Annotated in this window: 17 protein-coding genes; 4 read left to right on the top strand and 13 right to left on the bottom strand. The window is 35.1% G+C overall.

Annotated features, from left to right (window positions below):
- Positions 1–123 precede the first annotated feature (123 nt).
- Positions 124–1,521, top strand: a complete 1,398-nt coding sequence (gene fumC, locus RM520_RS06900; protein WP_311384989.1) for a class II fumarate hydratase — start codon at positions 124–126, stop codon at positions 1,519–1,521.
- 78 nt (positions 1,522–1,599) lie between these two features.
- Here the strand turns inward: fumC and RM520_RS06895 are convergent, their stop codons facing one another.
- Positions 1,600–2,487 (bottom strand): DUF8428 domain-containing protein, encoded by an 888-nt coding sequence (locus RM520_RS06895; RefSeq protein WP_311387453.1) that lies wholly within the window; start codon positions 2,485–2,487, stop codon positions 1,600–1,602.
- Between the two features lie 155 nt (positions 2,488–2,642).
- On the opposite strand from RM520_RS06895, the gene RM520_RS06890 reads away from it, so the two are divergent.
- A complete protein-coding gene (locus RM520_RS06890; protein ID WP_311384987.1) occupies positions 2,643–3,434 on the top strand; it encodes an MBL fold metallo-hydrolase in 792 nt (263 codons plus the stop codon).
- 78 nt (positions 3,435–3,512) lie between these two features.
- Here RM520_RS06890 and ettA read toward each other — a convergent pair whose 3' ends face one another.
- The 3 genes from ettA to RM520_RS06875 all read right to left on the bottom strand — a co-directional run bounded on the left by ettA (position 3,513) and on the right by RM520_RS06875 (position 6,519).
- Positions 3,513–5,204, bottom strand: coding sequence for an energy-dependent translational throttle protein EttA (gene ettA / locus RM520_RS06885; RefSeq protein WP_311387452.1), 1,692 nt, complete (start codon positions 5,202–5,204; stop codon positions 3,513–3,515).
- Between the two features lie 91 nt (positions 5,205–5,295).
- Positions 5,296–5,475: a CAL67264 family membrane protein gene (locus RM520_RS06880; protein WP_311384985.1), complete on the bottom strand. Its 180-nt coding sequence runs from the start codon at positions 5,473–5,475 to the stop codon at positions 5,296–5,298.
- Between the two features lie 60 nt (positions 5,476–5,535).
- Positions 5,536–6,519, bottom strand: coding sequence for a Gfo/Idh/MocA family protein (locus tag RM520_RS06875; RefSeq protein WP_311387451.1), 984 nt, complete (start codon positions 6,517–6,519; stop codon positions 5,536–5,538).
- A gap of 69 nt (positions 6,520–6,588) precedes the next feature.
- On the opposite strand from RM520_RS06875, the gene RM520_RS06870 reads away from it, so the two are divergent.
- Entirely contained in the window at positions 6,589–8,217 is a 1,629-nt protein-coding gene (locus RM520_RS06870; RefSeq protein ID WP_311384983.1) for an acyl-CoA carboxylase subunit beta, read from the top strand.
- Position 8,218: 1 nt separating this feature from the next.
- On the opposite strand, the gene RM520_RS06865 is transcribed toward RM520_RS06870, so the two are convergent.
- The 8 genes from RM520_RS06865 to RM520_RS06830 all read right to left on the bottom strand — a co-directional run bounded on the left by RM520_RS06865 (position 8,219) and on the right by RM520_RS06830 (position 20,162).
- Positions 8,219–9,364 (bottom strand): carboxypeptidase-like regulatory domain-containing protein, encoded by a 1,146-nt coding sequence (locus RM520_RS06865; RefSeq protein WP_311384982.1) that lies wholly within the window; start codon positions 9,362–9,364, stop codon positions 8,219–8,221.
- 48 nt (positions 9,365–9,412) lie between these two features.
- The gene (locus RM520_RS06860) at positions 9,413–11,932 is read right to left on the bottom strand and encodes a DUF2135 domain-containing protein (protein ID WP_311387450.1); all 2,520 of its coding nucleotides are present in this window, start codon (positions 11,930–11,932) and stop codon (positions 9,413–9,415) included.
- Between the two features lie 5 nt (positions 11,933–11,937).
- Positions 11,938–13,731 (bottom strand): DUF2135 domain-containing protein, encoded by a 1,794-nt coding sequence (locus RM520_RS06855; RefSeq protein ID WP_311384980.1) that lies wholly within the window; start codon positions 13,729–13,731, stop codon positions 11,938–11,940.
- Positions 13,732–13,788: 57 nt separating this feature from the next.
- A complete protein-coding gene (locus tag RM520_RS06850; RefSeq protein ID WP_311384979.1) occupies positions 13,789–15,534 on the bottom strand; it encodes a DUF2135 domain-containing protein in 1,746 nt (581 codons plus the stop codon).
- A 183-nt stretch (positions 15,535–15,717) separates the two neighbouring features.
- On the bottom strand, positions 15,718–17,064 hold the full coding sequence (locus tag RM520_RS06845) for a M24 family metallopeptidase (RefSeq protein ID WP_311384978.1): 1,347 nt from the start codon (positions 17,062–17,064) through the stop codon (positions 15,718–15,720).
- A gap of 71 nt (positions 17,065–17,135) precedes the next feature.
- Positions 17,136–18,203, bottom strand: coding sequence for an AMP-binding protein (locus RM520_RS06840; protein WP_311387449.1), 1,068 nt, complete (start codon positions 18,201–18,203; stop codon positions 17,136–17,138).
- Positions 18,175–19,119, bottom strand: a complete 945-nt coding sequence (locus tag RM520_RS06835) for a CPBP family intramembrane glutamic endopeptidase (RefSeq protein ID WP_311384976.1) — start codon at positions 19,117–19,119, stop codon at positions 18,175–18,177. Before RM520_RS06835 ends, RM520_RS06840 begins: the two co-directional genes overlap by 29 nt.
- Positions 19,110–20,162 (bottom strand): o-succinylbenzoate synthase, encoded by a 1,053-nt coding sequence (locus RM520_RS06830; protein ID WP_311387448.1) that lies wholly within the window; start codon positions 20,160–20,162, stop codon positions 19,110–19,112. Before RM520_RS06830 ends, RM520_RS06835 begins: the two co-directional genes overlap by 10 nt.
- A gap of 51 nt (positions 20,163–20,213) precedes the next feature.
- Between RM520_RS06830 and RM520_RS06825 the strand changes: the two genes are divergently transcribed.
- Positions 20,214–20,999: an SDR family oxidoreductase gene (locus RM520_RS06825; protein ID WP_311387447.1), complete on the top strand. Its 786-nt coding sequence runs from the start codon at positions 20,214–20,216 to the stop codon at positions 20,997–20,999.
- Position 21,000: 1 nt separating this feature from the next.
- Here RM520_RS06825 and RM520_RS06820 read toward each other — a convergent pair whose 3' ends face one another.
- On the bottom strand, positions 21,001–22,941 hold the full coding sequence (locus RM520_RS06820) for a sensor histidine kinase (protein ID WP_311387446.1): 1,941 nt from the start codon (positions 22,939–22,941) through the stop codon (positions 21,001–21,003).
- Positions 22,942–23,339: the final 398 nt, after the last annotated feature.

Genomic DNA, 23,339 nt, shown 5'->3' with positions numbered 1-23,339 from the left:
ACAACAAAGATACTTTGAAAAGAGGGAAAATTGCAAATCGATTTAAAAAAATTATCAGAATCCGACAAAATCAAGAATTTTAAAAAGGCTAAACTTTACCTTTGTAAATAGAAAACATGCATTATGGATTATAGAATAGAAAAAGATACTATGGGCGAGGTAAAAGTACCTGCTGATAAGTATTGGGGAGCACAAACAGAACGCTCAAGAAATAACTTTAAAATAGGACCTGTTGGATCTATGCCTCTAGAAGTTGTTTATGGATTTGCCTATTTAAAAAAAGCCGCAGCCTATACCAATCATGAACTTGGAGTATTAACGATTGAAAAAAGAGACCTAATTGCTGCGGTTTGTGATGAAATTTTAGACGGTAAACATGATGAACAATTTCCATTAGTCATCTGGCAAACCGGTTCTGGCACCCAAAGCAATATGAATGTGAATGAAGTTGTAGCCAATAGAGCGCATGAAATGGCCGGTAAAAAAATAGGCGAAGGAGATAAGACTATTCAACCTAATGATGATGTAAATAAATCACAGTCTTCAAACGATACTTTCCCAACAGGCATGCATATTGCTGCCTATAAAAAAATAATTGATGTTACCATACCTGGAGTAGAACAACTGCGTGATACCCTTGAAAGAAAATCAGAAGAATTTAGTGAAGTTGTTAAAATTGGTCGTACCCATTTAATGGATGCTACTCCCCTAACCTTAGGTCAAGAATTTTCAGGCTATGTAGCCCAATTAAATCATGGCTTAAAGGCATTAAAAAACACACTTCTGCATCTTAGTGAACTAGCACTAGGTGGCACGGCTGTTGGCACTGGGCTGAACACTCCGAACGGATATGATGTAGTTGTTGCGAAATATATTGCTGAATTCACCGGTCTACCGTTTATAACCGCAAAAAACAAATTTGAAGCACTTGCCGCTCACGATGCTATTGTTGAAAGTCACGGAGCCTTAAAACAATTAGCTGTCTCTTTAAACAAAATTGCGAATGATATTCGAATGATGGCCTCAGGGCCTCGTTCTGGTATTGGTGAAATAATAATTCCAGCTAACGAACCTGGTAGTTCTATAATGCCTGGTAAAGTGAACCCGACCCAATGTGAAGCGCTGACTATGGTATGTGCACAAGTAATTGGCAATGATGTTGCAATTAGTGTTGGCGGTACACAAGGTCATTATGAATTAAATGTCTTTAAACCAATGATGGCATCAAATATTTTACAGTCTGCACAATTGATTGGTGATGCCTGTTTAAGTTTTGACACTAATTGTGCTTCTGGAATTGAACCTAATCATGAAACTATTAAGACATTATTGAATAACTCTCTAATGCTGGTCACTGCACTGAACACGAAAATAGGGTACTATAAAGCTGCGGAAATTGCCAATACAGCTCATAAGAACGGAACAACCTTAAAAGTAGAAGCAATCAATTTAGGCTACGTAACAGCTGAAGAATATGACGAATGGGTAAAACCTGAGGATATGGTCGGTAGTTTAAAATAAGTTAAAACGTTGTAAATAAAAAAGGGCAATCTGTTTAGATTGCCCTTTTTTGTCATATAGTGTGGATAGTGTTTATGCTTACTTCAAAGTAAATTTTGAAGTACCTAATAATTTTAATCCGTCATCATATACGTTCACCATATAATTTCCTTTTTGGAAATCATCAGCTGGTTTATTGATATAATCACATACGTCTAAAGAGCTGTTTTCGTAGTAGAAGCTTGTTCCTTTAGTATAAGATATAGAACCTCCATTATCATTAGTTGTAGTCATACCTTCACCAAGTGTGTTTCCTTGAGGATCTAACACTTCAATAAAAAATTCTCTATCTCCAGCTTCAGCAATAACGTTATCAGCTACAGTAAAGCATACTTTGAACTTATCTGTTGCTTTAGCTCTAGAAGTTGATACTAATTTACCGCTTGATCTTTCTTTTACAGCGTCAATACTTTGACTTGAAAGGTTAAGAGCAGCACCACGCTCTACAGCGTCAGCTAATTGTGTATTTGAAACTACTAAAGAATCATTAAAAACTGTTTGCTTTTCTAATTCTGTAAAAGTACTATCACGTTGCATTGCTAACATAGAGTTAGACTGCGTTAATGAATCTACTTGTTTCAATAATTGCTCTCTTTCAGCTTTTAGAACACCAACTTGTCTTCTATATCTTGATAAAGAAGCAATATCAGCTTTCATACCTTGAACTGAATCTATGTACTGTGCAATATTATCTCTTGCAGCAACCAATTCTTCGTTTGTTGCATTACTTTCTAAAATAGCTTTGTCATATTCAGATTTTAAGCTATTTAAATCTTCAACAACTAATTCTTTCTCTTGTGTAAGAGCATTAGTTGTTTTCTTCTTGTCTTGATAAAGACTTACGGTATAAATAATAGTACCTAACAGGATAACCCCTAAAAGACCTGCTATCACCTTCAATCCGTTGTTACTTTTTGTCTCAGTCATAATCTTAAAATTTAATATACTTTATCTTAAGTATTTACAGTGTTTGGTATATCTACGTGTTAGTTTTAACTTTAGATGTTTTTGAATTTATCTTACGGTCAAAAATCTCGACAAACCCAATAAAAATGTACCTTTATTAACAAATAAAATTTTCAATGAAATACTTCAAACCTATATTTTTATTAGTTGTTGTTATCCTTTCAGGATGCATAAACAAGGAAAAAAAATCTTCAAAAACAGATACCGATGAAGCTTTAGTTGCAAAAAATAACACCCAAGAAGTGGTGATTATTCCAATTGAACATGCGACAACCGTTGTAGAATGGAATAATACTACAATATATATTGATCCCGTTGGAGGTTCGGCTGCTTTCGATAATCAAAAAGAACCAGATCTAATTCTAATAACAGATATACACGGCGATCATTTTAGTTTAGAAACCTTGGAAGAACTTAATACCGAAAAGGCAAAGATTATGGTACCGCAAGCGGTGGCGGATAAAATACCTGAAAAATTCATTCCACAATTAGATGTTCTAAATAATAGTGATAGTAAAGAACGCTACGGTATTACGGTCGAGGCGGTGCCAATGTATAATTTAAGAGAAGAGGCTTTAAATTTTCATACTAAAGGCCGTGGCAATGGTTATGTTTTAAATATTGGAGGTCAACGAATTTATTTTTCAGGAGACACCGAAGATATACCCGAAATGAGGGCCCTTAAAAATATTGACAAGGCATTTGTATGCATGAATTTACCATATACTATGACAGAAGATAGCGCAGCTAGTGCGGTCTTAGAATTTGAACCTAAACAGGTGTATCCATATCATTACCGAGGACGCCCTGATGTTAGTGATGTCGTAAAATTTAAAAAATTGATTAATAACTCGAATCCCGATATCGAAGTAGTACAACTGGATTGGTATCCAGCGGATGATTTTTAATCAAATCAAGTGTAAAACAGAGTCAAGAAGGTTATAATCATTCTTGACTCTAATCTTACCGACATAAATTGATATTGATTAACGTATCAACTTCTTATATTTAATACGTTTTGGCATTATATCGCCACCCAAACGTTTCTTTTTATTCTCTTCATACTCCGAGAAAGACCCTTCGAAGAAATATACTTGTGAATCTCCTTCAAATGCCAATATATGAGTACAAATACGATCTAAAAACCATCTATCGTGAGATATGATAACAGCGCAGCCGGCAAAATTCTCTAGACCTTCTTCTAAGGCTCTTAAAGTATTCACATCTAAATCGTTGGTAGGCTCATCAAGCAGTAAAACATTACCTTCTTCTTTTAAGGTCATCGCTAAATGAAGACGGTTTCGCTCACCACCAGAAAGCATATTTACTTTTTTGTTTTGTTCACTACCAGAAAAGTTAAAACGACTTAAATAAGCTCTAGAATTTACCTGCTTACCACCCATCATAACCAACTCTTGTCCATCACTAAAATTTTCCCAAATAGATTTTTCAGGGTTAATGTTTGAATGACTTTGATCTACATAGGCTAATTTTGCAGTTTCACCAACGGTAAACTCGCCTTTATCAGCCGTTTCCTCACCCATTATCATTCTGAAAATCGTGGTTTTACCAGCACCATTAGGGCCAATAATACCTACAATACCAGCTTGAGGAAGGTTAAAGTTAAGATCTTCATAGAGTAACTTATCACCATAAGCTTTACTCACCCCTTTAGCTTCTATCACATTAGTTCCTAGTCGAGCGCCATTGGGTATGTATATTTCTAATTTCTCTTCTAATTGTTTTTGGTCTTGACTCATTAACTTATCGTAGTTTTTAAGTCTTGCCTTTTGCTTAGTTTGTCTGCCTTTAGCTCCTTGACGAACCCAATCTAATTCACGTTCAAGGGTTTTTTGGCGTTTAGAAGCTTGTTTACTCTCTTGTGCTAAGCGCTTTGATTTTTGGTCTAACCAACCTGAATAGTTTCCTTTCCATGGAATACCTTCTCCCCTATCTAATTCTAAAATCCAACCGGCAACATTATCTAAGAAATACCTATCATGCGTTACGGCAATAACAGTGCCTTTGTATTGTGCTAAATGATGTTCTAACCAATGAACCGATTCGGCATCTAAGTGGTTAGTTGGTTCATCTAAGAGTAACACATCTGGTTCTTGAAGTAACAATCTACACAAAGCCACACGACGTCGTTCACCACCGGATAAAACTCCTATTTTTTTATCCGAATCAGGAGTTCGCAATGCATCCATTGCAATTTCCAATTTGGTATCAAGCTCCCAAGCGTTCGAGGCGTCAATCTTATCTTGAAGGGCAGCCTGTTTATCCATGAGCTTTTGCATCTTATCTGCATCTTCATAGACCTCCGGCAAGCCAAACATATCGTTGATTTTATTGTATTCATCTAAAACAGCAACAGTTTCGGCAACCCCTTCTTTCACAATCTCTAAAACGGTCTTTTCTTGATCAAGATGCGGTTCTTGTTCCAAATAACCAACAGAATAGCCTGGCGAAAAAACTACGTCACCTTGATAATTTTTGTCAATTCCAGCGATTATTTTAAGTAAAGTTGACTTACCAGAGCCATTGAGACCAAGAATACCAATTTTTGCACCATAGAAAAAACTGAGGTAAATATTTTTTAAAACTGGAGTATTGGCATTTTTATAACTCTTAGTTACTCCCGCCATTGAAAAAATGACTTTTTTATCGTCAGACATGTCAAATAATATGATTAGTTGTTAATTAATTCAGGTTCGATTTCAAACATTCTGAAGCGAAACCCAAGCTAAAGCAGTAAAATAAAATGTTTTATACGCGCCCTTTCAAGGCATTAAAAACCCAAGCAACGGCTAAAAATCCAATCCCCACAGCCGCAAATCCATATCCAGCAACCTCATCATACTTAAAAGCCCCTAAGGCTATCGTACCTATACCAACAAATATCATTATGATTGTTGCCCATGCTAAAACTGTATTTTTATCCTTCACTTTTCTTCGTTTTATGTGTAAAATCAAATATCGTAAAAAATGAACAACCTATGTTGTTTTTTAGTCTTCAAAAGGAAAACTAATGCCGTTTTTAGACCGTATTTCATCTAAAAGAGAAATTAAGGTGATACTATCTTGATGCGACCATAAATCACTTTCTAGTTTATTTTCTTCCAGACATTTATTCACCTCTCTAATTTCGTAAGTATACCCTTTACCTATAGTAGGTAATTCAAGATCTTTAGACTCTTCGTCTACATAAAGCGTAAATCCTTGACTTTCATGAAAACGATGTTTTATACTTACGCTACCTTTTGTCCCAGCTATCTGTGCATCTGATTTAGAATCATTAGCGAAACTGCTAAATAGAATGGCTTGCGCGTCATCGTATTGAAAAATAATTGAAGTTTGAATCTCAGCACCGATTTTATTAAAATTTGAAACTGCTTTAATCTCTTTCGGTTTACCTAAAAATAAATAGGCCAAAAAAACTGGATAAATACCAATATCTAATAAAGTTCCACCAGCCAAAGACGGGTCTAAAAGTCGTGAATCAAGAGGCCTGTCGAGTGCATAAAAAGCAAAATCTGCATGTACATATTTTAAATCACCCAAAACACCTTCGTCAGTCAGTTTTTTGACTTTTTGAATGGTAGGATTAAAACGAGACCACAAAGCTTCCATTAAAAAGACATTATTCTCTTTAGCAACTTTTATCATTTCGCTAACCTCCTTAGTATTTATGCCTAAGGGTTTTTCGCATAAAACATGTTTGCCAGCTTGCATAGCACGTATGGCCAAATCTTTATGAAAGGTATGTGGTGTTGCTATATAAAGAACATCAGCAACATCGCCGTCAAATAAGGCTTGATAACTACTAAAAACATTAGGTATTTGAAAAGTAGTTGCAAATTCTTGCGCCCGTTCTTCGTTTCTTGAAGCCACGGCAGTAAGTTCGGCATCTTCAACTAGCATTAAATCATTAGCAAAGTTCTGAGCTATTTTACCTGGTCCAATAATTCCCCATCTTGTTTTACTTTTCATACTTGATTTATTATTGCTATTAGTGCTTATCTTTAAACTTTAAAACAGTTAAAATTAAGCAACCGATTTATGGACCTAAAGTTCAATAAAAACGAAGACCAAAACAAACTAAAAGTATCAGAACTTCGCACTCGATTTGCGAAGGTAAAATTAGGTGGCGGCAAAAATCGTATTGAAAAGCATCATGCCAAAGGAAAAATGACTGCGAGAGAACGGATAAGCTATTTATTAGATACGGATAAAGATAGTATTGAAATAGGTGGTTTTGCAGGTGAAGGTATGTATGAAGAACATGGCGGTTGCCCTTCTGCTGGTGTTGTAATAAAAATAGGCTATGTTCAAAGTAAGCAATGTATTGTGGTTGCTAATGATGCCACTGTTAAAGCAGGAGCTTGGTTTCCCATAACCGGAAAGAAAAATTTAAGAGCTCAAGAAATTGCCATAGAAAATAAGTTGCCGATAATTTATTTAGTAGATAGTGCTGGAGTTTATTTACCAATGCAAGATGAGATCTTTCCTGATAAAGAACACTTCGGACGAATATTTAGAAATAATGCTGTTATGAGTAGTATGGGTATTACTCAAATTTCTGCAGTAATGGGTAGCTGTGTTGCGGGTGGAGCCTATTTACCTATTATGAGTGATGAAGCTTTAATTGTAGATAAAACAGGAAGTATATTTTTAGCCGGTAGCTATTTGGTCAAAGCAGCGATTGGTGAGAGTATTGATAATGAAACCTTGGGTGGTGCAACCGCGCATTGTGAAATTAGTGGTGTTACTGATTATAAAGCTAAAGATGATGCGGCTGCATTAGACACCATAAAGAATATTATGGGTAAAATTGGTGATTTTGATAAAGCTGGTTTTAACAGGATAAAATCTTCTAAACCAAAAGAAAAGCAAGAAGATATCTATGGTATCCTTCCAGCTTCTCGTTCAGACCAATATGATATGCTTGATATCATTAATCGCTTGGTAGATGATTCTGATTTTGAGCAATATAAAGCGGACTATGGAAAATCTATCTTGACAGGTTACGCCAGAATGGACGGTTGGGCTGTGGGTATTGTTGCTAATCAACGTAAGGTTGTTAAAAACGGAAAAGGAGAAATGCAATTTGGTGGTGTGATATATTCAGACTCTGCAGATAAAGCAACTCGGTTTATAGCGAATTGCAATCAAAAGAAAATTCCTTTAGTGTTTTTACAAGATGTTACCGGTTTTATGGTTGGTAGCAAAAGTGAACACGGAGGTATTATAAAGGACGGTGCCAAAATGGTCAATGCAGTAAGTAATTCAGTCGTACCAAAATTCACCATAGTAATTGGCAACAGCTACGGAGCTGGTAATTATGCCATGTGCGGAAAAGCCTATGACCCAAGGCTAATTGTTGCTTGGCCAAGTGCCGAATTAGCCGTAATGGGTGGAAATTCTGCAGCTAAAGTGCTCTTACAGATTGAGAAAGCTTCTCTTAAGAAAAAGGGTGAGACCATCACACCTGAAAAAGAAAAAGCGATGTTTGATAAAATCAAAAGTCGTTATGATGAGCAGGTTTCTCCGTATTACGCAGCTGCTAGACTTTGGACAGACGCGATTATCGACCCGCTAGACACACGCAAATGGATTTCAATGGGTATTGATGCTGCTAACCATGCACCAATTGAAAAGCAATTTAATATGGGAGTATTGCAGGTGTAAACTATTTTAGTCTCAATACCACATTCTGCGTAATCTTATCGGTAATTTCAAAACTGAAATCTTTATATCCTTCCTTTGAAAAGGTTAAAATATCACCTTTGTCAGCGGGAATAATATAGCGGCCACCATCATCTGAAATCGTATCTGCTTTAGTTCTATTATTTAAGACTGAAACCCCAGAAATCATTTTGCCTTTCATAATTACAAAGCCTGACACGGTGCGTTGTTTCTTTTTCTTTTTTTCTTTTTTACGTTCAAAACGTTGCGCCAGTTTTTCTGAAACCATGAGCTCTGATTGGACGTAATAGGCCATATTTGTATCAGACAACGATTCCCAATTGTCTTGACTAGCATATTTTCGGTATGATCCAAATTGATTTAATGAAGCTAATAAAACTAACCCTAATTCTTCATCACCATAAATCTTTAAAAGTTCTAGAGATATTATAAAGTCATTCATGACATAGATGTCGAAAGGCCTTAAGTCAACCTTTACCATTTTATCATCTGTTTTGACAGTAGTTAGAATATTTTTACTAGACGTATTTAGATTTATTCCGGGTTTGTTAGACCCTCCATTATCATCGTAAATATTTACACGTAACAGTAAACTATCTGAGGGGTTATGCCAAACTTCAAATTCAAAATTATTTAATTTACGTAAACCACTTTTGACAACGATTCTAGTTGCTAGTTCTCCTCCTAAGGCTATATTATCTTTCCAATATCCATAATTTTTAACACCATAATTCCTGTAGCCTACATTATCTGGAATAAAACGCTCGCCTTTATTAGAAACCACGATTTCATTCAACTCAAATAACTTTGGTTTAAGTGCTATCTCTGGGTAGTCGTTATACACCAATTGAATCTCAGAAATAGGTATATATAAAGTTTCATAACCAAGCGAAGAAAATATAATTTGTTCATCAGTTCTAAACTTATCTTGTTCCAAATACATATGAAACAAACCTTCTTCATCACTTACAGTGCCAATACCAGCCTCTTGAATACCAATATTTACATAAGCTAAAGGTTCTTTTGTGGTAGCATCAACGACGCGGCCCTTGTAATCTTTTTGTGCACCAACTAAAATTGTATAAAATGAAAAAATAAAGAATAGATAGTTAGTAAGCTTTTTTTTCATTTAATTAGTTTTATGAAATAGAGTTCAAGGCTAATTTAAAAAATGATTTTATCTAACAGCCACCTTTGAAAAAGACTGTAAACGGAACAATTCTTGATTTACATCTTTAAGACTTAACTTAAATACCTTTACTTCTTTACGTTGGTTTCGAGAGCCGTAAGCATAATATATAGTAGCCTTTAGATAGGTTGGGGTCAAACTTTTGTTGCCCAAATAATTTACATTAACGCTCCAATTGCCTGGCAAAGAGCCATCTATTAGATATTCTGTGATATTATAACCAAAGTTCTTTTCTCTGCTAATAGTTTCCTCATTATCTGCCAAACTGTGATTCCAAGTGTAAAATTGTTTCCCAGGATTTACAAATTGTAAGTCAAACTCAGCTTCACTATCATTCCACTCAAACACTAACCGGGTTCCTGCAAAATCTTCTTCAGCGATGTAAAGCTCATTAGCTTTCTCACTATGAACTACTGCACTTTTATCTAAAGTTAACAAGTTGTTGAATTCTCTTTCTATAATTGGTCCAAAACCAATAGTATCTTGCTGCATAAACCCTTCTTCAAGAAGATATTGATAACGCGCATACATTGATGCCGCCATTTTAGGCTCATTTATATCGCGATAGGTATTCGCCATATCTAAATAACTTTGAGCATAATTAGGTCTTAAAAGAAAAGCTTCTTTATATACCGTGTTTGCCATTTCAAAACGTTCTTGAGCATCAAAATGATACGCCAAAGCCTTTAATAAAACAGCGTTATTTTGAAAAAGAGCATAGTTATTTTTAATAATACCATCAGCATATTTTTGCTGCTTCCATTTCTCCGTAAAATACGTGTAAGCATCTAAATGAAAGTAAGGAGAACCTTTATAAGCTTTAGCATGTTTATCAAAAACACCCTTTGCACCTTCGAATGAAGTTGAGGCCTCTAATTCTTTTAGGTATTGTGGCTTATTTTTATCAATATCTTCTTTTGTGAGTATCCTTCCACTAACAAAGTTGTTTCTTAAAAGCGCTTGATCGACTCCATTATTAGTTTTCAGCGTTCCATTAGTTGTATTGATCACAACCACGCCTCCTCTACCAAAATTACCATATTGAGCTGTTAGACCTAAATTAGATAAGATAGCAATACGTTTAAAACTATTGACATCTAGCCAAATAGGTGCGTTCGTGAAAATTTGACCGTCAACATCAAATATGGCCCCGGTGTTGTTCATTATAGAATTCAGTCCCCTAATGGACACTCCACCTCCACTAAAACAATCGCCAGTAACATTCACTCCTGCAAATTTGCCGCGTAATAAATCTAATATGCATAAGCTAACAGGATTGATTTGTTCTTCATTCAAAAACCTAACATTTCCAGCAGCTCTATCAGCATCTAAATAGCCCCAGGCCGTTTTAATAATATTTTCATTGCTATAGTAATCTTCTTCTAAATCTTTCTGAGAACGACGTTTACTGGCTGTAACCTCCACTTCATCTAATTGGGTTACTTCAGGTATTAAAATTGGGTTTAAAATACGAGTGATATCTTCAACTTTAATATTCACAGTTTTTAACCCTACATACGAGTATGATATGATATCACCTTGACCTGCTCTTATCTTATACTTTCCCTTTTCATTGGTTGTAGTAGCTTCATTTGTATTCGAGACGCTAATATTTACATTCGCTATAGGTGCTCTTCCGTCAGAAACAGTACCAGAAATTACTTTTTGATTTTGTTTTCTACGCTTATTCTCAGCATGATATTGCTCGCTTAGATTAGCTTCTTTTATATAATTATCTCTTAATCTGCCTTTATCTACAACTCCTCTTAAAGCATTTAAATCTGTTGTATTAATGATGACTACCCCATTTAAGGCAGCATCCCCGTAATAATTAGCCCAATACCTTCCTTGCACTATTGCAATTCTCTTTATTTTACGCAGATCTAACCAAAATGGAACGTCTTGAAAAACTTGACCATCAATATCAAAAACAGTTATTGGCGAAGCCTTAATTGAGTTTAAACCAATAAAAATTTTACCATCACCCGCACATGTGCCAATCCGAGAAATATCATCAAGTTGTTCGGTCAATAAATCAAGAATACATTGGCTATTATGCTCCAATCCATCCATATTTATCATTCGAGTTTGACCAACAAATCTTTTTGGTTCAAAATACCTAAACACTGATTTAACAATATCCGGATTGTATCTAAATTCTTTTTCAAGAAGTTCTTGTGATTTGTTCAATTTTTTAGTTACTACTACTTCTTCTAAATCAGTAGTTTCCGAAGACATTTCAAGATTTAAAATTCGGGTAACATCTTCCACCATTATAGTAATGGTTTTCATGCCAATAGAAGAAAACTGTACTTTATCTCCTGTTTCAACAGCAATCTCGTACCACCCGCGTTGATTGGAGGCTGTAACAATTTCTTTGTCTACAACGGTCACTTTAACATCGGGTAAAACTTGATAGTCAGATGAAATAGTGCCTGATAGTTTGCGTTGCTCTTGAGCAAAAATGACTAGCGGTACTGCTAAAAAAAGAAAAAGTAATTTTTTCATAGTTCCTAATTTTGAATTAAACCTTGCGCTATATTTAACCGAAACAACTCTTGATTTACATCCTTTAAATCAAGTTTGAATATCTTGATTTCTTTACGTTGTGACCTTTCTCCATAGTTACTATAAATGGTAGCTTTCAAATAGGTAGGGGTTAAGCTTTTATTACCTAAATAATTAATATTTACCTGCCATGTGCCAGGCAGTGAACCATCAATCAGGTACTCGTTGACGTTGTAGCCAAAATTCTTTTCTCTTTCAATTACATCTACATTGTCAAACATACTGTGCTTCCATTTGTGATACTGATTCTCAGGATTTACAAACTGTAAGTCAAATTCTGCCTCACCATCATTCCACTCAAAAACCAAGCGGGTTCCATTAAAATCTTCTTTGGCTATAAATAGTTTTTGTGCTTTTCCATTTTCGACTAAAGCTCTTTTTTCTAACATCAAGAGGTTATTATATTCTCTTTCGATAATTGGTTCAAATCCAATACTATCTCTATCTAAAAAGCCCTCTTGAATTAAATATTCATATCGCGCGTAGATTGATGCGGCTTGCAGAGGCTCGCTAAGATTGCGATATCCGTTGGCCATATCCATATAACTTTGGGCGTAATTAGGCCGGAGTATAAATACTTCTTTATAAGCTGCATTCGCCTTATCAAAGCGTTCTTGAGATTCATAAGTATAGGCCAGTGCTTTTAAAAGTACCGGGTTATTGGTAAATGGCTCAAAATAGTCAGCAATTATAGCGTCGGCGTATTCTAGTTCTTTATGGTTATTCACAAAATGCGTATAGGCATCTAAAAGAAAATAGGGCGAACTAGCATAAGATTTGCTGTACTTTTCAAATATTGCTTTTGAGCCTTCAAAAGAATCACTGTTTCTAAATTCTTTCAAATAGTTCGGAGCATTTTTAGCTACCCCTTCTAAGGTCAGCGTATTAGCATTGGCGTAATTGTTTTTTAATCTAGCACGGTCAACAAATTGATTGTTTTTAGGGCTTCCACCAATGGTGTTGATTACAACAACTCCACCATTACCAAGATTACCGTAGGAAACGGTAGTTGCTAAATTAGCAAGAATGGCCACACGCTTTATATTATTTATATCAAGCCAAAGTGGAACATCAGTAAAAATTTGACCATCTACATCAAAAACGGCTGGTAATTGACTACTTAAGCTATTTCCAGGTCTGATTCTAACCACACCTCCAACTTGTAATCGTTGGTCTCCGACAACTCCTAAATTAGGTGTAGAGCCACCTGTTGTGCATGAACCCTCAACATAAACCCCGGCAAATTCATTTCTTAGTAAATCTAAAATACATAGTGAGACAGGGTTAATTTGATCTTGTGTTAAAATTCGAATATTACCGGCAGCTCTATCAGCATCTAAATAACCCCAAGCTGTTCTAATAATATTTTTATTAATGGTGTAATCTTCCCTCAAATCATTTTGCGAACGACGTTTACTTGCTGTAACCTCCACTTCATCAAGCTCAGTAACATCTGGTATCATAATGGGGTTCAATACTCGGGTTACATCTTCTATTTTAATACGAACTGGTTTTAAGCCTGTATAGGTAAATTCGATAAAATCATTCGTCCCAGCCATTATTTCATAATTGCCATCTGAATCGGTTATTGTCGATGAGTCATTATTAGCGATTTTTACGTTTACATTGGCAATTACACTTTTACCATCGGAAACCTTTCCAAATATTTTACGCTGCTCCTGAGCAGTAAGAGAAGTCAACAAAAAAAAGGAGAACAGAATAGAAAGAAGATTTTTCATAGACGTTTAATTTTTTAAATTTTGATTTAGTTTTTAGCGGGGAACTAGTACAAACTATTATCTCACTGCGATTTTATTACCAGCCTGCAAATTGAACAACTCTTGGTTTACATTTTTAAGACTCAACTTAAATACCTTAACCTCTTTACGTTGGTTTCGTGAGCCATAATCATAATAAACTGTGGCCTTTAAATAAGTAGGTGACAAACTCTTGTTACCTAAATAATTGACGTTTACTTGCCACGTACCTGGTAGTGAGTCGTCAATAAGGTACTCATTAGCATTATAGCCAAAGCTTTTTTCTCTTTCAATCACCTCCACATTATCGAACATACTGTGCTTCCATTTGTGATACTGATTTTCTGGATTGACAAATTGTAAGTCAAATTCTGCCTCACCATCGTTCCACTCAAAAACCAAGCGGGTTCCTTTAAAATCTTCCTCGGCTACAAATAACTTTTGAGCTTTTCTACCTTTAACTACTGCGCCTTTTTCTAACATCAGAAGGTTATTATATTCTCTTTCAACTATTGGTCCAAAGCCAATGGTATCTTGCTCTAAAAAGCCCTCTTGAATCAAGTATTCGTAGCGTGCATACATTGAGGCTGCTTGCTGAGGCTCGCGAAGGTTACGATAACTGTTGGCCATATCCATATAGCTTTGAGCGTAGTTAGGTCTTAATATAAAAACCTCTTTATAAGCCGCATTGGCTTTTTCAAAACGCTGTTGTGACTCATAGATATAGGCAAGTGCTTTTAAAAGTACAGGATTGTTGGTGTAGGTAGCAAAATGTGATTCAATAATAGAATCGGCATATTCCATTTCATCATACGTGTCTGCAAAATGAGTATACGCATCCAATAAAAAATATGGGGAATTGGAATAAACTTTATGATGCTTTTCAAAAATAGCCTTTGAAGCTTCAAAAGATTCGCTATTCATTAATTCCTTTAAATAGCTAGGAGCATTTTCAGCTGCTTCTGCTCTACTTAGGGTTTTGTCATCAGCATAATTATTTCTTAATCTGGCACGATCTACGAATTGATCAACTTTAGGGTTGCCACCAACTGTATTGATTACAACTACACCGCTTTTCCCAAGACTACCATATGTTGCTGTTGTGGCCAAGTTAGCCAATATTGCTACCCGTTTAATATTATTGATATCAAGCCACCAAGGATAATCTGTGAAAATTTGCCCATCTATATCATAGATTGCAGGGGTAGAATTAGAAATTGAAATTGGGCCTCGTATAGAAACAGCACCACCTAAACCATTACAAGTTCCAGAGACACTAACACCTGCAAATTCACCTGCCAATAAATCTAGTAGGCATAAATGACCTGGAGAAATTTGGTCTTCAGCTAAAATTCGAATATTTCCTGCTGCTCTTTCCGCATCCAATAGGCCCCAAGCCGTTCTGATGATACTTTTGTTTGTTACATAATCTTCTTCCATATCTTTTTGTGAACGACGTTTACTTGCAGTAACCTCAACTTCGTCGAGCTCTGTAACATCTGGAATCATTATAGGATTCAAGATTTTAGTGACATCTTCGACTCTGATGCTCACTGTTCTAAGTCCTGTATATGTGAATTCGAGAATATCTCCCGTACCGGCCATTATTTCATAATTGCCATCTGAATCGGTTATTGTCGATGAGTCATTATTAGCGATTCTTACGTTTACATTGGCAATTGGATTTTTACCATCAGACACCTTACCAAAAATTTTATGTTTTTCTTGGGCTGTTAGAGCGTTTAGTAAAAAGAAAGAGAACAGAATTGAAAGAAGATTTTTCATAGCAGAAGATATTCGAAGAATTAAACATTTCGTTTCTAACAAGTTAGCTTAAAAAATCTTAATAGTTAATTAATTTAACACTCATTAACAGTATAACTGAATTTTTCAATAGTTTTACTATCATTATTCTATAGAGAATAACAAAGAAAGATATAAAAACCATGGTTTCATTGTGTAAAAACCCTAATTCCCTAATTGACTTTTAACTCTTGGAATTAGTAAAAGTTCCGTTTGACGGCCATTGACATAGCGAAATCCATCTTCGCCATAAAAGCCCGCCTCCTCTAACATAATGCGTATATCTCTTTTCCATTCAGGAATGGTTATGGTAGTGTTTAACTCAATAGCATATACTGTGTTTGGATTAAGAGGGTAATTTTCCCCATCGTCTTTCATTACCCCCCCTTGCGAGTCCCACATGCCGATTGTGGTACCTGCGGAATGACCGTAAAGCCCTAGCGGATGTGTATAAATGGAAGGCCTTAATCCAGCAGCTTTGGCTTCTGCTAAAGATTTTGCCAAAATCTCATTCCCAGTTCTACCAGTAATCATGTTGTCCGTTAAAAAGTCTTGTACCCTATTCCCATCTTTTAATCCTTCAATTAAGAAATCGGGCGCCTTGGTTTCTTCTGGCTTTAAAATATAGGCTAACTCTTGACAATCCGTATTCATTCTTAAATAAGTGATACCAAAATCACAATGAAGTAGGTCTCCAGGCATGATAATCATATCATCAGGGCTACCAGAAAAAGAGTATAAGTGACTTACCAACTCTTCGCTGGTACGTTGCACATCTACCGTTGGATGAAACCACGTCTCTATACCTAAATCAGTCACCTTTTGACGCATCCACCAAACTACTTCTGACGTTGTAGTTACACCGGGTGTAATAACCTTTTCTGAGAAGGCCTCTGCAATGATATCATGTGTAATATCAACCAACTGATCATAAATAATCATCTCTCTTCGTGTTCTAGTTTCTATCCACCTGACGGCTAATTGCTCCGCTGAAACAATTTTATTTGTAAATTCCTTTGGTAGATTTTGCATAAACTCATCATAGTCTGTTTTATCTAAGCCGTCTGCGATATTATGGTCTTTTGAGAAATTCAAACCGATCGTCTTTGGATTGCGTTCTTCAATTAATTGCATTAGTCTTTTCCATTGATTTGGCTCCTTTTCTTTATCCCAAGCAGATTCAATGTTTTTACCAACATTATAGCGAGCCACAGCGAGCTTTTCAATGGTGTTCTTTGCTTGGTCTCTATAGAAGACTAAAATGGTTCTCCGTCTTGCATTTAACCACTTGGCCGGGAGCATTGTCTTTAATACAGGGTCTTCATTATATTCTCTTGAAATTAAAACCCACATATCAATTTGGGCTTTATCCATTAGACCTGGTAGCAGGTTATTGAATTTATCAGCCAGAATTTCGTCTACCACTTTTGCACGTTCGTTTTCAGGGAGTATTTGTTGGGCAGTTAAATTAAAAGTGAAGAAAAAAAATAGAACTAGGGAAGTATATTTCATGATAACAATTTTTCTACAATGAAAATACCTAAATAGTAATTACTAAAAAAGCTATTAATAACTCTTTTGAATTAGTTTAAGATTTCTAAAATTGTTTCCTCTCTATTAATTTTTCCATTTTTCGTTTTGATAAAATTATCTACTTGAATGATTTCTTTTGGTGTTTCATATTTAGAAAGAATGCCTGTAAAATCAAATTCATCTTTAATTGAATCTCTATTTTTGGTTCTTTCCAAAACTAAAACAACCTTTTGACCTAAGCTATCATCTGGTATTCCAGCAACAAAAAATCGATTTTTAATAAACGTATTTAGTTTTTTCTCAATTTGTTCAGGAATTAGTTTTACCCCGCCAGAATTGATAATAGTATCGTACCGACCTAACCACTTAAAGCGTTTGCTGTCAATAAGTTCAACCATATCATTTGTGATAATGGTTTTATTCGAAATTTTTGGAGCTTCTATTACTAAACACCCCCTTTCATCTTTTGAAATAGAAATATTGGGCAAGGTGTTAAAGTAGGTTTCATCGCGGTCAGAATTGAACCTATTGGCCCTTTTTACGGCAACATGGGTTATGGTTTCGGTCATGCCATAGGTCTCAAAACAATTGGTTTCTACATTTTGAAGATTTTCACTTAACGCATCCGACAGTGGTGCTCCCCCAATAATTAAGGTATCGATTTGTTTTAAATTTCTTAAGGAGTTTTCAACCTGCATGGGGACCATGGCGCAAAAATCATAGCATTTTGTTGCCTTTGAAAGTGGACTTGAACTGGGTTCAACCACATCCAATTCCAAGCCCAAAACCATTGCCCTGACCAGCATCATTTTACCGGCTATAAAGTCGGCGGAAAGGCATAATAATGCTGTATTTTGAGACTTTAAATTAAAAAAGCTTCCTGTAGCTAACGCAGAGTTAACCATGTGCTTCTTTTTTAAAGTAATTTGTTTGGGAGTACCTGTAGAACCTGAAGTTGTTACGTTAACAACATCAGAATTAATAAACCATTCAATTAAAAAAGAACCTACAGATTTTTCAAAAGCATTTCCTTCTTTAACTAATTCTGTAGAAACTTCTAAAAGTGAAGTTTCGTTATACGCGATTCCGTTAAGCTTGAACTGTGGATGAAGCATCATCTTGTAAAGCTACAAATTGCTCTTTGGTCATTACCCGTCCGGTCAATTTTTCTTTCCAATTGGTCCAATTATACTTTCGACCTAAAATGTACAATAGTATCGGGAAAATCACAAAAACAGGAATCAGAACATCATAACTGAGGCCAGGCTCTGAAATATCTTTAAAAACGGAATTCGTCTGAAAAGCTGTCCAATCTGCAGTTACTAATAATGCTGTTATCAAATTATTAGCTGCATGAAAGCCAAGAGCTAATTCTAAGCCTTCATCCATGAGGGTCATTATACCCAAAAAGAAACCGGTGCCGATATAATAGACCATTATTCCGTACCCCAATTTTTCTACCTCAGGGTTGGCAATATGCATTAATCCAAATAGTACCGATGTTACTACTAAAGGCACCCATCTGTTTTTTGCTAATATTCCTAAGCCTTGCATCATATGCCCTCTAAAAAGATACTCTTCAAAACTTGTTTGCAAAGGCACAAGTAAAATTGCAATTACAGCAAGAGGTAAAAACTTAGCCAAATTAAAATTTATCACATAGTCATCTGGTGATAAATAAACATCAAGCAAAGTGAATCCTATAGTTATTAAACCCCACAAAGCGAAAACGAAGAAAACTCGCTTCCAATCAATTCTTGCGCGAGAGGTTGTAAATGCAGTAAAACTCTGCTTTTGTACGACTAGAACCCAAAAAATCAACACTGCTAACATCACTGCGAATTGCAATAATGACTCGGCTAAAAACCTGTTACTACCTTTCTTTTCAATTTCAGAAGCGATAATTGCATCTGTATCTAGAGCTAATAGATTTAAAAGCACTAATGACACAGCAGTTAGTCCAAGAAACAATAGTGGAATTACGAAAAAACTCCAAATACCAATTCTTTGTTTATATCCTTGCTCTATGTACATAATTCATCAATTAAATTATTTTGCCAAGATAGCTGATTTCTGTAAAATAACTTTCCAGTCGAAACCTCCAAAGGACTTTGGAAATTATTGGTAAATAAACATCCAGTACCTAAACCCTGGGGCATTTTGTTTTTTAAAGTAAATGCCCACTGAGCGATTGCATTTAAACCTATATTGCTTTCTAATGCGCTTGTCACCCACCATTTAATATCATATCTGGTTGCCAATTCAATCCACTCATGACTTCCGTGATACCCCCCAATTAAACTTGGTTTTAAAATCACATATTGTGGTTGTATAGTTTGTAGCATTTTACGCTTTTCCGTTACATCAAACACGCCAATTAATTCTTCATCTAAAGCAATAGGTAATGGCGTTTTTAAACAAAGTTCAGCCATAGTCTCCCAATTTTTAGGTTTGATAGGTTGTTCTATAGAATGCAAGTCATACTTAGCCAAGTTTTCTAACTTTTCTAAAGCAGAGTCTAAAGTAAAAGCGCCGTTCGCATCAACTCTAAGTTCTATCTCATCTTTATTAAAGTTATTTCTAATAGCCCCTATTAGTTTTAATTCAGTCTTAAAGTCAATCGCACCAATCTTCATTTTGATACATTTAAAACCTTGAGCAATCTTATCATCAATCTGTTGAAGCATAAAATCTTCTTTCCCCATCCAAATTAAACCATTAATGGTAATGGGTTCATTTTTATTGGTGAAAGACGAGGGGAAGAGCTGAAATGGACTTTTAGAATGTAAAGATAAAAACGCTTGTTCTATACCAAATTGTATGGAAGGGTATTCTTTTAGCCGCTTTAAAAGTGTCGCTAGGCCAAGCTCAATATTCTTTGCTATCCAACGCAATTTATCTTCATAATCGGGTTTATCATCAATACTCAGGCCTCTTAAAATACCACATTCGCCAATCCCCTTTTTACCACTTTCTTCTAAAATTACAAACCAAGTTTCTTTTTGGTGCATTACTCCTCTTGAGGTTCCACTGGGTATCTTGAAATCAAGAATATACTTTTTATAGCTAAATTTCATCTTCGTCAAAATTAGCTATATTTTACGCTTAAAGTTTTTAAACTAGACAAAATGGAAAGTAAAGTAATTTGGATTACTGGCGCATCATCAGGTATTGGAGAAGAATTAGCTTATCAACTCAGTAAAAAAAATTATAAATTGATTTTGTCGGCGCGACGCAAGGAAGTTCTCGAAGCGGTTAAAAATAACTGCATCAACAAAAATTCAGTTACTGTGCTCCCTCTTGATATCACCGAATTCGAACGGTCGGAAACCACAGTACAAAAAGCTATTTCAATTTTTGGAAAAGTTGATATTCTCATTAATAATGCCGGTGTCAGCCAACGCTCTTTAATTGTTGAGACTAATTTTGAAGTTTATAAGCATATTATGGAGATAGACTATCTTGGAACTGTAGCTTTAAGCAAGGCTATTCTACCGCATTTTATAAAAAATAATTTTGGGCATTATGTTGTTGTAAGCAGCCTTATGGGTAAATTTTCATCACCTTATCGTTCTGGCTATTGCGGCGCAAAGCATGCCTTACATGGCTTTTTTGATGCTATGAGAATGGAACATGAAAAAGATGGCGTCCGAGTAACTATGGTGTGCCCTGGTTTCGTTAACACCAATATTGCGAAGAGCTCTTTAACCGCAGATGGCACTGCACAAGGCAGTAATGATCATGCCACTCAAAATGGATTACCAACTAAAGTTTTTTGTAAGAAGATGATACACGCTATTACTAAAGAAAAATTTGAGGTTTATATAGGTGGTAAAGAAGTAAAAGGGATCTATGTGAAGCGTTTTTTTCCAAAACTTTTACATAAACTAGTTCTCAAAAGTGATGTTCGCTAGCTTACTTGTAGTTAAACCAAAAACGCACCCCTTCTTTAGTTTTATCTACGTTTAATTTTGATTGTAGCTGATTAACAAGTCTATTTATCAATCTTAAACCCATTGACGAATTCGTACGTTCATCAGAATCGTCCGGTAGCCCTACACCATTGTCAGCGTATTCAAAATAACCACCCTCTCCATTTTGCCTTAGGTGAATATAGATTTTTCCATTTTCATCACTTTCCGGAAAGGCATATTTAAAACTATTAGATACTAACTCATTTAGAATAAGCCCAAAAGGAATAGCCCTATCAATATCTAACTCCGTTCCCTCAGCATCAACGGTAATACTAATGTTATGACCACCTTTTTTATAAACAGATTGAACACTATTAATTAAACTTTCAATGTAGCCTTGCATTTCAATAACCGAAAGGTCATCATTCTGATATAACTTCTGATGAATTAAAGCCATGGCCTTCACTCTACTCTTACCTTCTTCTAAGGCTTCAATGGCTGCTTTACTTTTTGTGTTTCTTGTTTGCAGACTGAGTAAGCTTGAAACCATTTGAAGGTTATTTTTAACCCTATGATGAATCTCTTTTAGCAATGATTCCTTTTCTTTTAAAGAATTTTCAATAAAATGCTTTTGTTCTGCAATTAAGCGTTGATTTTTAATACTTTTTAAATAAGCATAGACCAATCCAGCAAAACCTAAAAGTGTGAAAACTAAAGAGATGAATACTAAATTAATACGTTCATCTTTTGCCTGAATTTCACTTCTAAATTTATCGTTGGCTAATTTTTGTTGGTTGATTAACTTTCGTGAATTCTCCAAATCTGAAGTACCTACTATAGCCACAAGTTGTTGCTTAAGAATAGAAAGTTCATTAGCCTTTAATGAATCCGTTATTCTTTCATTACGCTTATAAAACAATGAAGCACTTTTGAAATTTTCTATTTTATCATAATAATAGGCCAGTAGTCTATTTCTCTTTAATTCTTGTTGAGCCGTCATTTCCCCAAAAGAACTTTCCAACAAACGTTTCGCAGTTCTATTATTATCTAATTGTAAATGTGCCTCGGCCAAATAGAGTTTATTATCGATAATTTGATCAGCGTATTCTTCATTATTATACTCTGAAAGCACATCAATACTTTCATTTAAATGCGGAATAGACTCAATATAGTTTTTTAATAAAACATATGACTTGCCAATATTTCCTTCAATTTCTGCTTTTAACGATTCGCTTTCAAAAATTTCTTTTTCGGTTTTTTCATTTGAATTATCGTTTATAAAAACCTTTAAAAAACCAGTAGCCTTATTGTATTCTGTTATTGCTGTTGGTGCCGATTTATCTAATCTTAGATAATCACCAACCACATTGTGATGTCTAGCAAGAGCTAAATAATCATTATCCGGTATTGTAGGTTTTACAGCAAGAATGTATTGTTTCATTGCTTGCCTATACAAGCCCATGTTAGCGTAGATATCGTAAAAGGCAACTCCTTCAGTCAGCCCCAAACTTTTCTTTGCTTCACGTATCTCAATCTGCTTATCATACATTTGAAGCTTTCCGTAGTTTTCGTCTAACAAAGTCAGCACCAAAGCTTTTGTATTCTTATCTAAACTGTCTTTATTCGTATAAATATCTTTCGCAATTGCAACACTTTTATCATAGTCCCCGATGTCTTTATACAATTGAGACTGCATAATGCGATAGGTATTAACCGCTAGAGTATCTCTAGTCTTTTCAGAACTATTCAAATAAACATTAACTACCTCTAACCAGTCATATGCTGAGTTCTGAATATACCGGTTAGGCATATCATAAAACAATTTCATTTTTTGTGGTGCAGACTGAGCGTTTTGAAAGTCGTCTAATAAATTAATTTCAATACTATCTGAGTCTTGAGCATAACTAAGCCCTAACCCTACAAAGAGAAAAATTGATAACACAAAAACTATTTTTTTACTCAACATGAAATTGTTCTATCACTAACCTTATTTAGCTACAAAAAAGATAATTCAATATTAAAATTACCTTGTAACCCTTGTTTGCTTAAATTTTTGTTGTAAAACCAACCCAAATAAGTGGTAAAAAGACTTAAAATTAGTTAATGCCACTTTGCCATTTATCAAAACCTCTCACTTTCATCATTACAATAAAAAAGACCGCACCTTTAATAGTACAGTCTTAATTCAATATTTTGAGTGGAAGATTGGGATTGTTTCAACACGTCGTCAAAAGTAAATTGAATCAAATCTTGTTATTGAAATATGTTGTGAAAGTGCTTTTTTTTGTTGTGAAATGACACCTTACCGTTACCAAAATTCATTTAATCGATGTTTTCGTG

This window comes from Croceitalea vernalis (assembly GCF_031846405.1).
Lineage (GTDB): Bacteria > Bacteroidota > Bacteroidia > Flavobacteriales > Flavobacteriaceae > Croceitalea > Croceitalea vernalis.
The sequence above is the reverse complement of the archived record's forward strand: the minus strand, read 5'-3'. Positions and strand labels throughout refer to the sequence as shown.

Excerpts from the sequence above, each read along its gene's own strand:
- fumC (WP_311384989.1), top strand. The coding sequence starts at position 124 with ATGGATTATAGAATAGAAAAAGATACTATGGGCGAGGTAAAAGTACCT.
- RM520_RS06895 (WP_311387453.1), bottom strand. The coding sequence starts at position 2,487 with ATGACTGAGACAAAAAGTAACAACGGATTGAAGGTGATAGCAGGTCTT.
- RM520_RS06890 (WP_311384987.1), top strand. The coding sequence starts at position 2,643 with ATGAAATACTTCAAACCTATATTTTTATTAGTTGTTGTTATCCTTTCA.
- ettA (WP_311387452.1), bottom strand. The coding sequence starts at position 5,204 with ATGTCTGACGATAAAAAAGTCATTTTTTCAATGGCGGGAGTAACTAAG.
- RM520_RS06875 (WP_311387451.1), bottom strand. The coding sequence starts at position 6,519 with ATGAAAAGTAAAACAAGATGGGGAATTATTGGACCAGGTAAAATAGCT.
- RM520_RS06870 (WP_311384983.1), top strand. The coding sequence starts at position 6,589 with ATGGACCTAAAGTTCAATAAAAACGAAGACCAAAACAAACTAAAAGTA.
- RM520_RS06865 (WP_311384982.1), bottom strand. The coding sequence starts at position 9,364 with ATGAAAAAAAAGCTTACTAACTATCTATTCTTTATTTTTTCATTTTAT.
- RM520_RS06860 (WP_311387450.1), bottom strand. The coding sequence starts at position 11,932 with ATGAAAAAATTACTTTTTCTTTTTTTAGCAGTACCGCTAGTCATTTTT.
- RM520_RS06855 (WP_311384980.1), bottom strand. The coding sequence starts at position 13,731 with ATGAAAAATCTTCTTTCTATTCTGTTCTCCTTTTTTTTGTTGACTTCT.
- RM520_RS06850 (WP_311384979.1), bottom strand. The coding sequence starts at position 15,534 with ATGAAAAATCTTCTTTCAATTCTGTTCTCTTTCTTTTTACTAAACGCT.
- RM520_RS06845 (WP_311384978.1), bottom strand. The coding sequence starts at position 17,064 with ATGAAATATACTTCCCTAGTTCTATTTTTTTTCTTCACTTTTAATTTA.
- RM520_RS06840 (WP_311387449.1), bottom strand. The coding sequence starts at position 18,203 with ATGATGCTTCATCCACAGTTCAAGCTTAACGGAATCGCGTATAACGAA.
- RM520_RS06835 (WP_311384976.1), bottom strand. The coding sequence starts at position 19,119 with ATGTACATAGAGCAAGGATATAAACAAAGAATTGGTATTTGGAGTTTT.
- RM520_RS06830 (WP_311387448.1), bottom strand. The coding sequence starts at position 20,162 with ATGAAATTTAGCTATAAAAAGTATATTCTTGATTTCAAGATACCCAGT.
- RM520_RS06825 (WP_311387447.1), top strand. The coding sequence starts at position 20,214 with ATGGAAAGTAAAGTAATTTGGATTACTGGCGCATCATCAGGTATTGGA.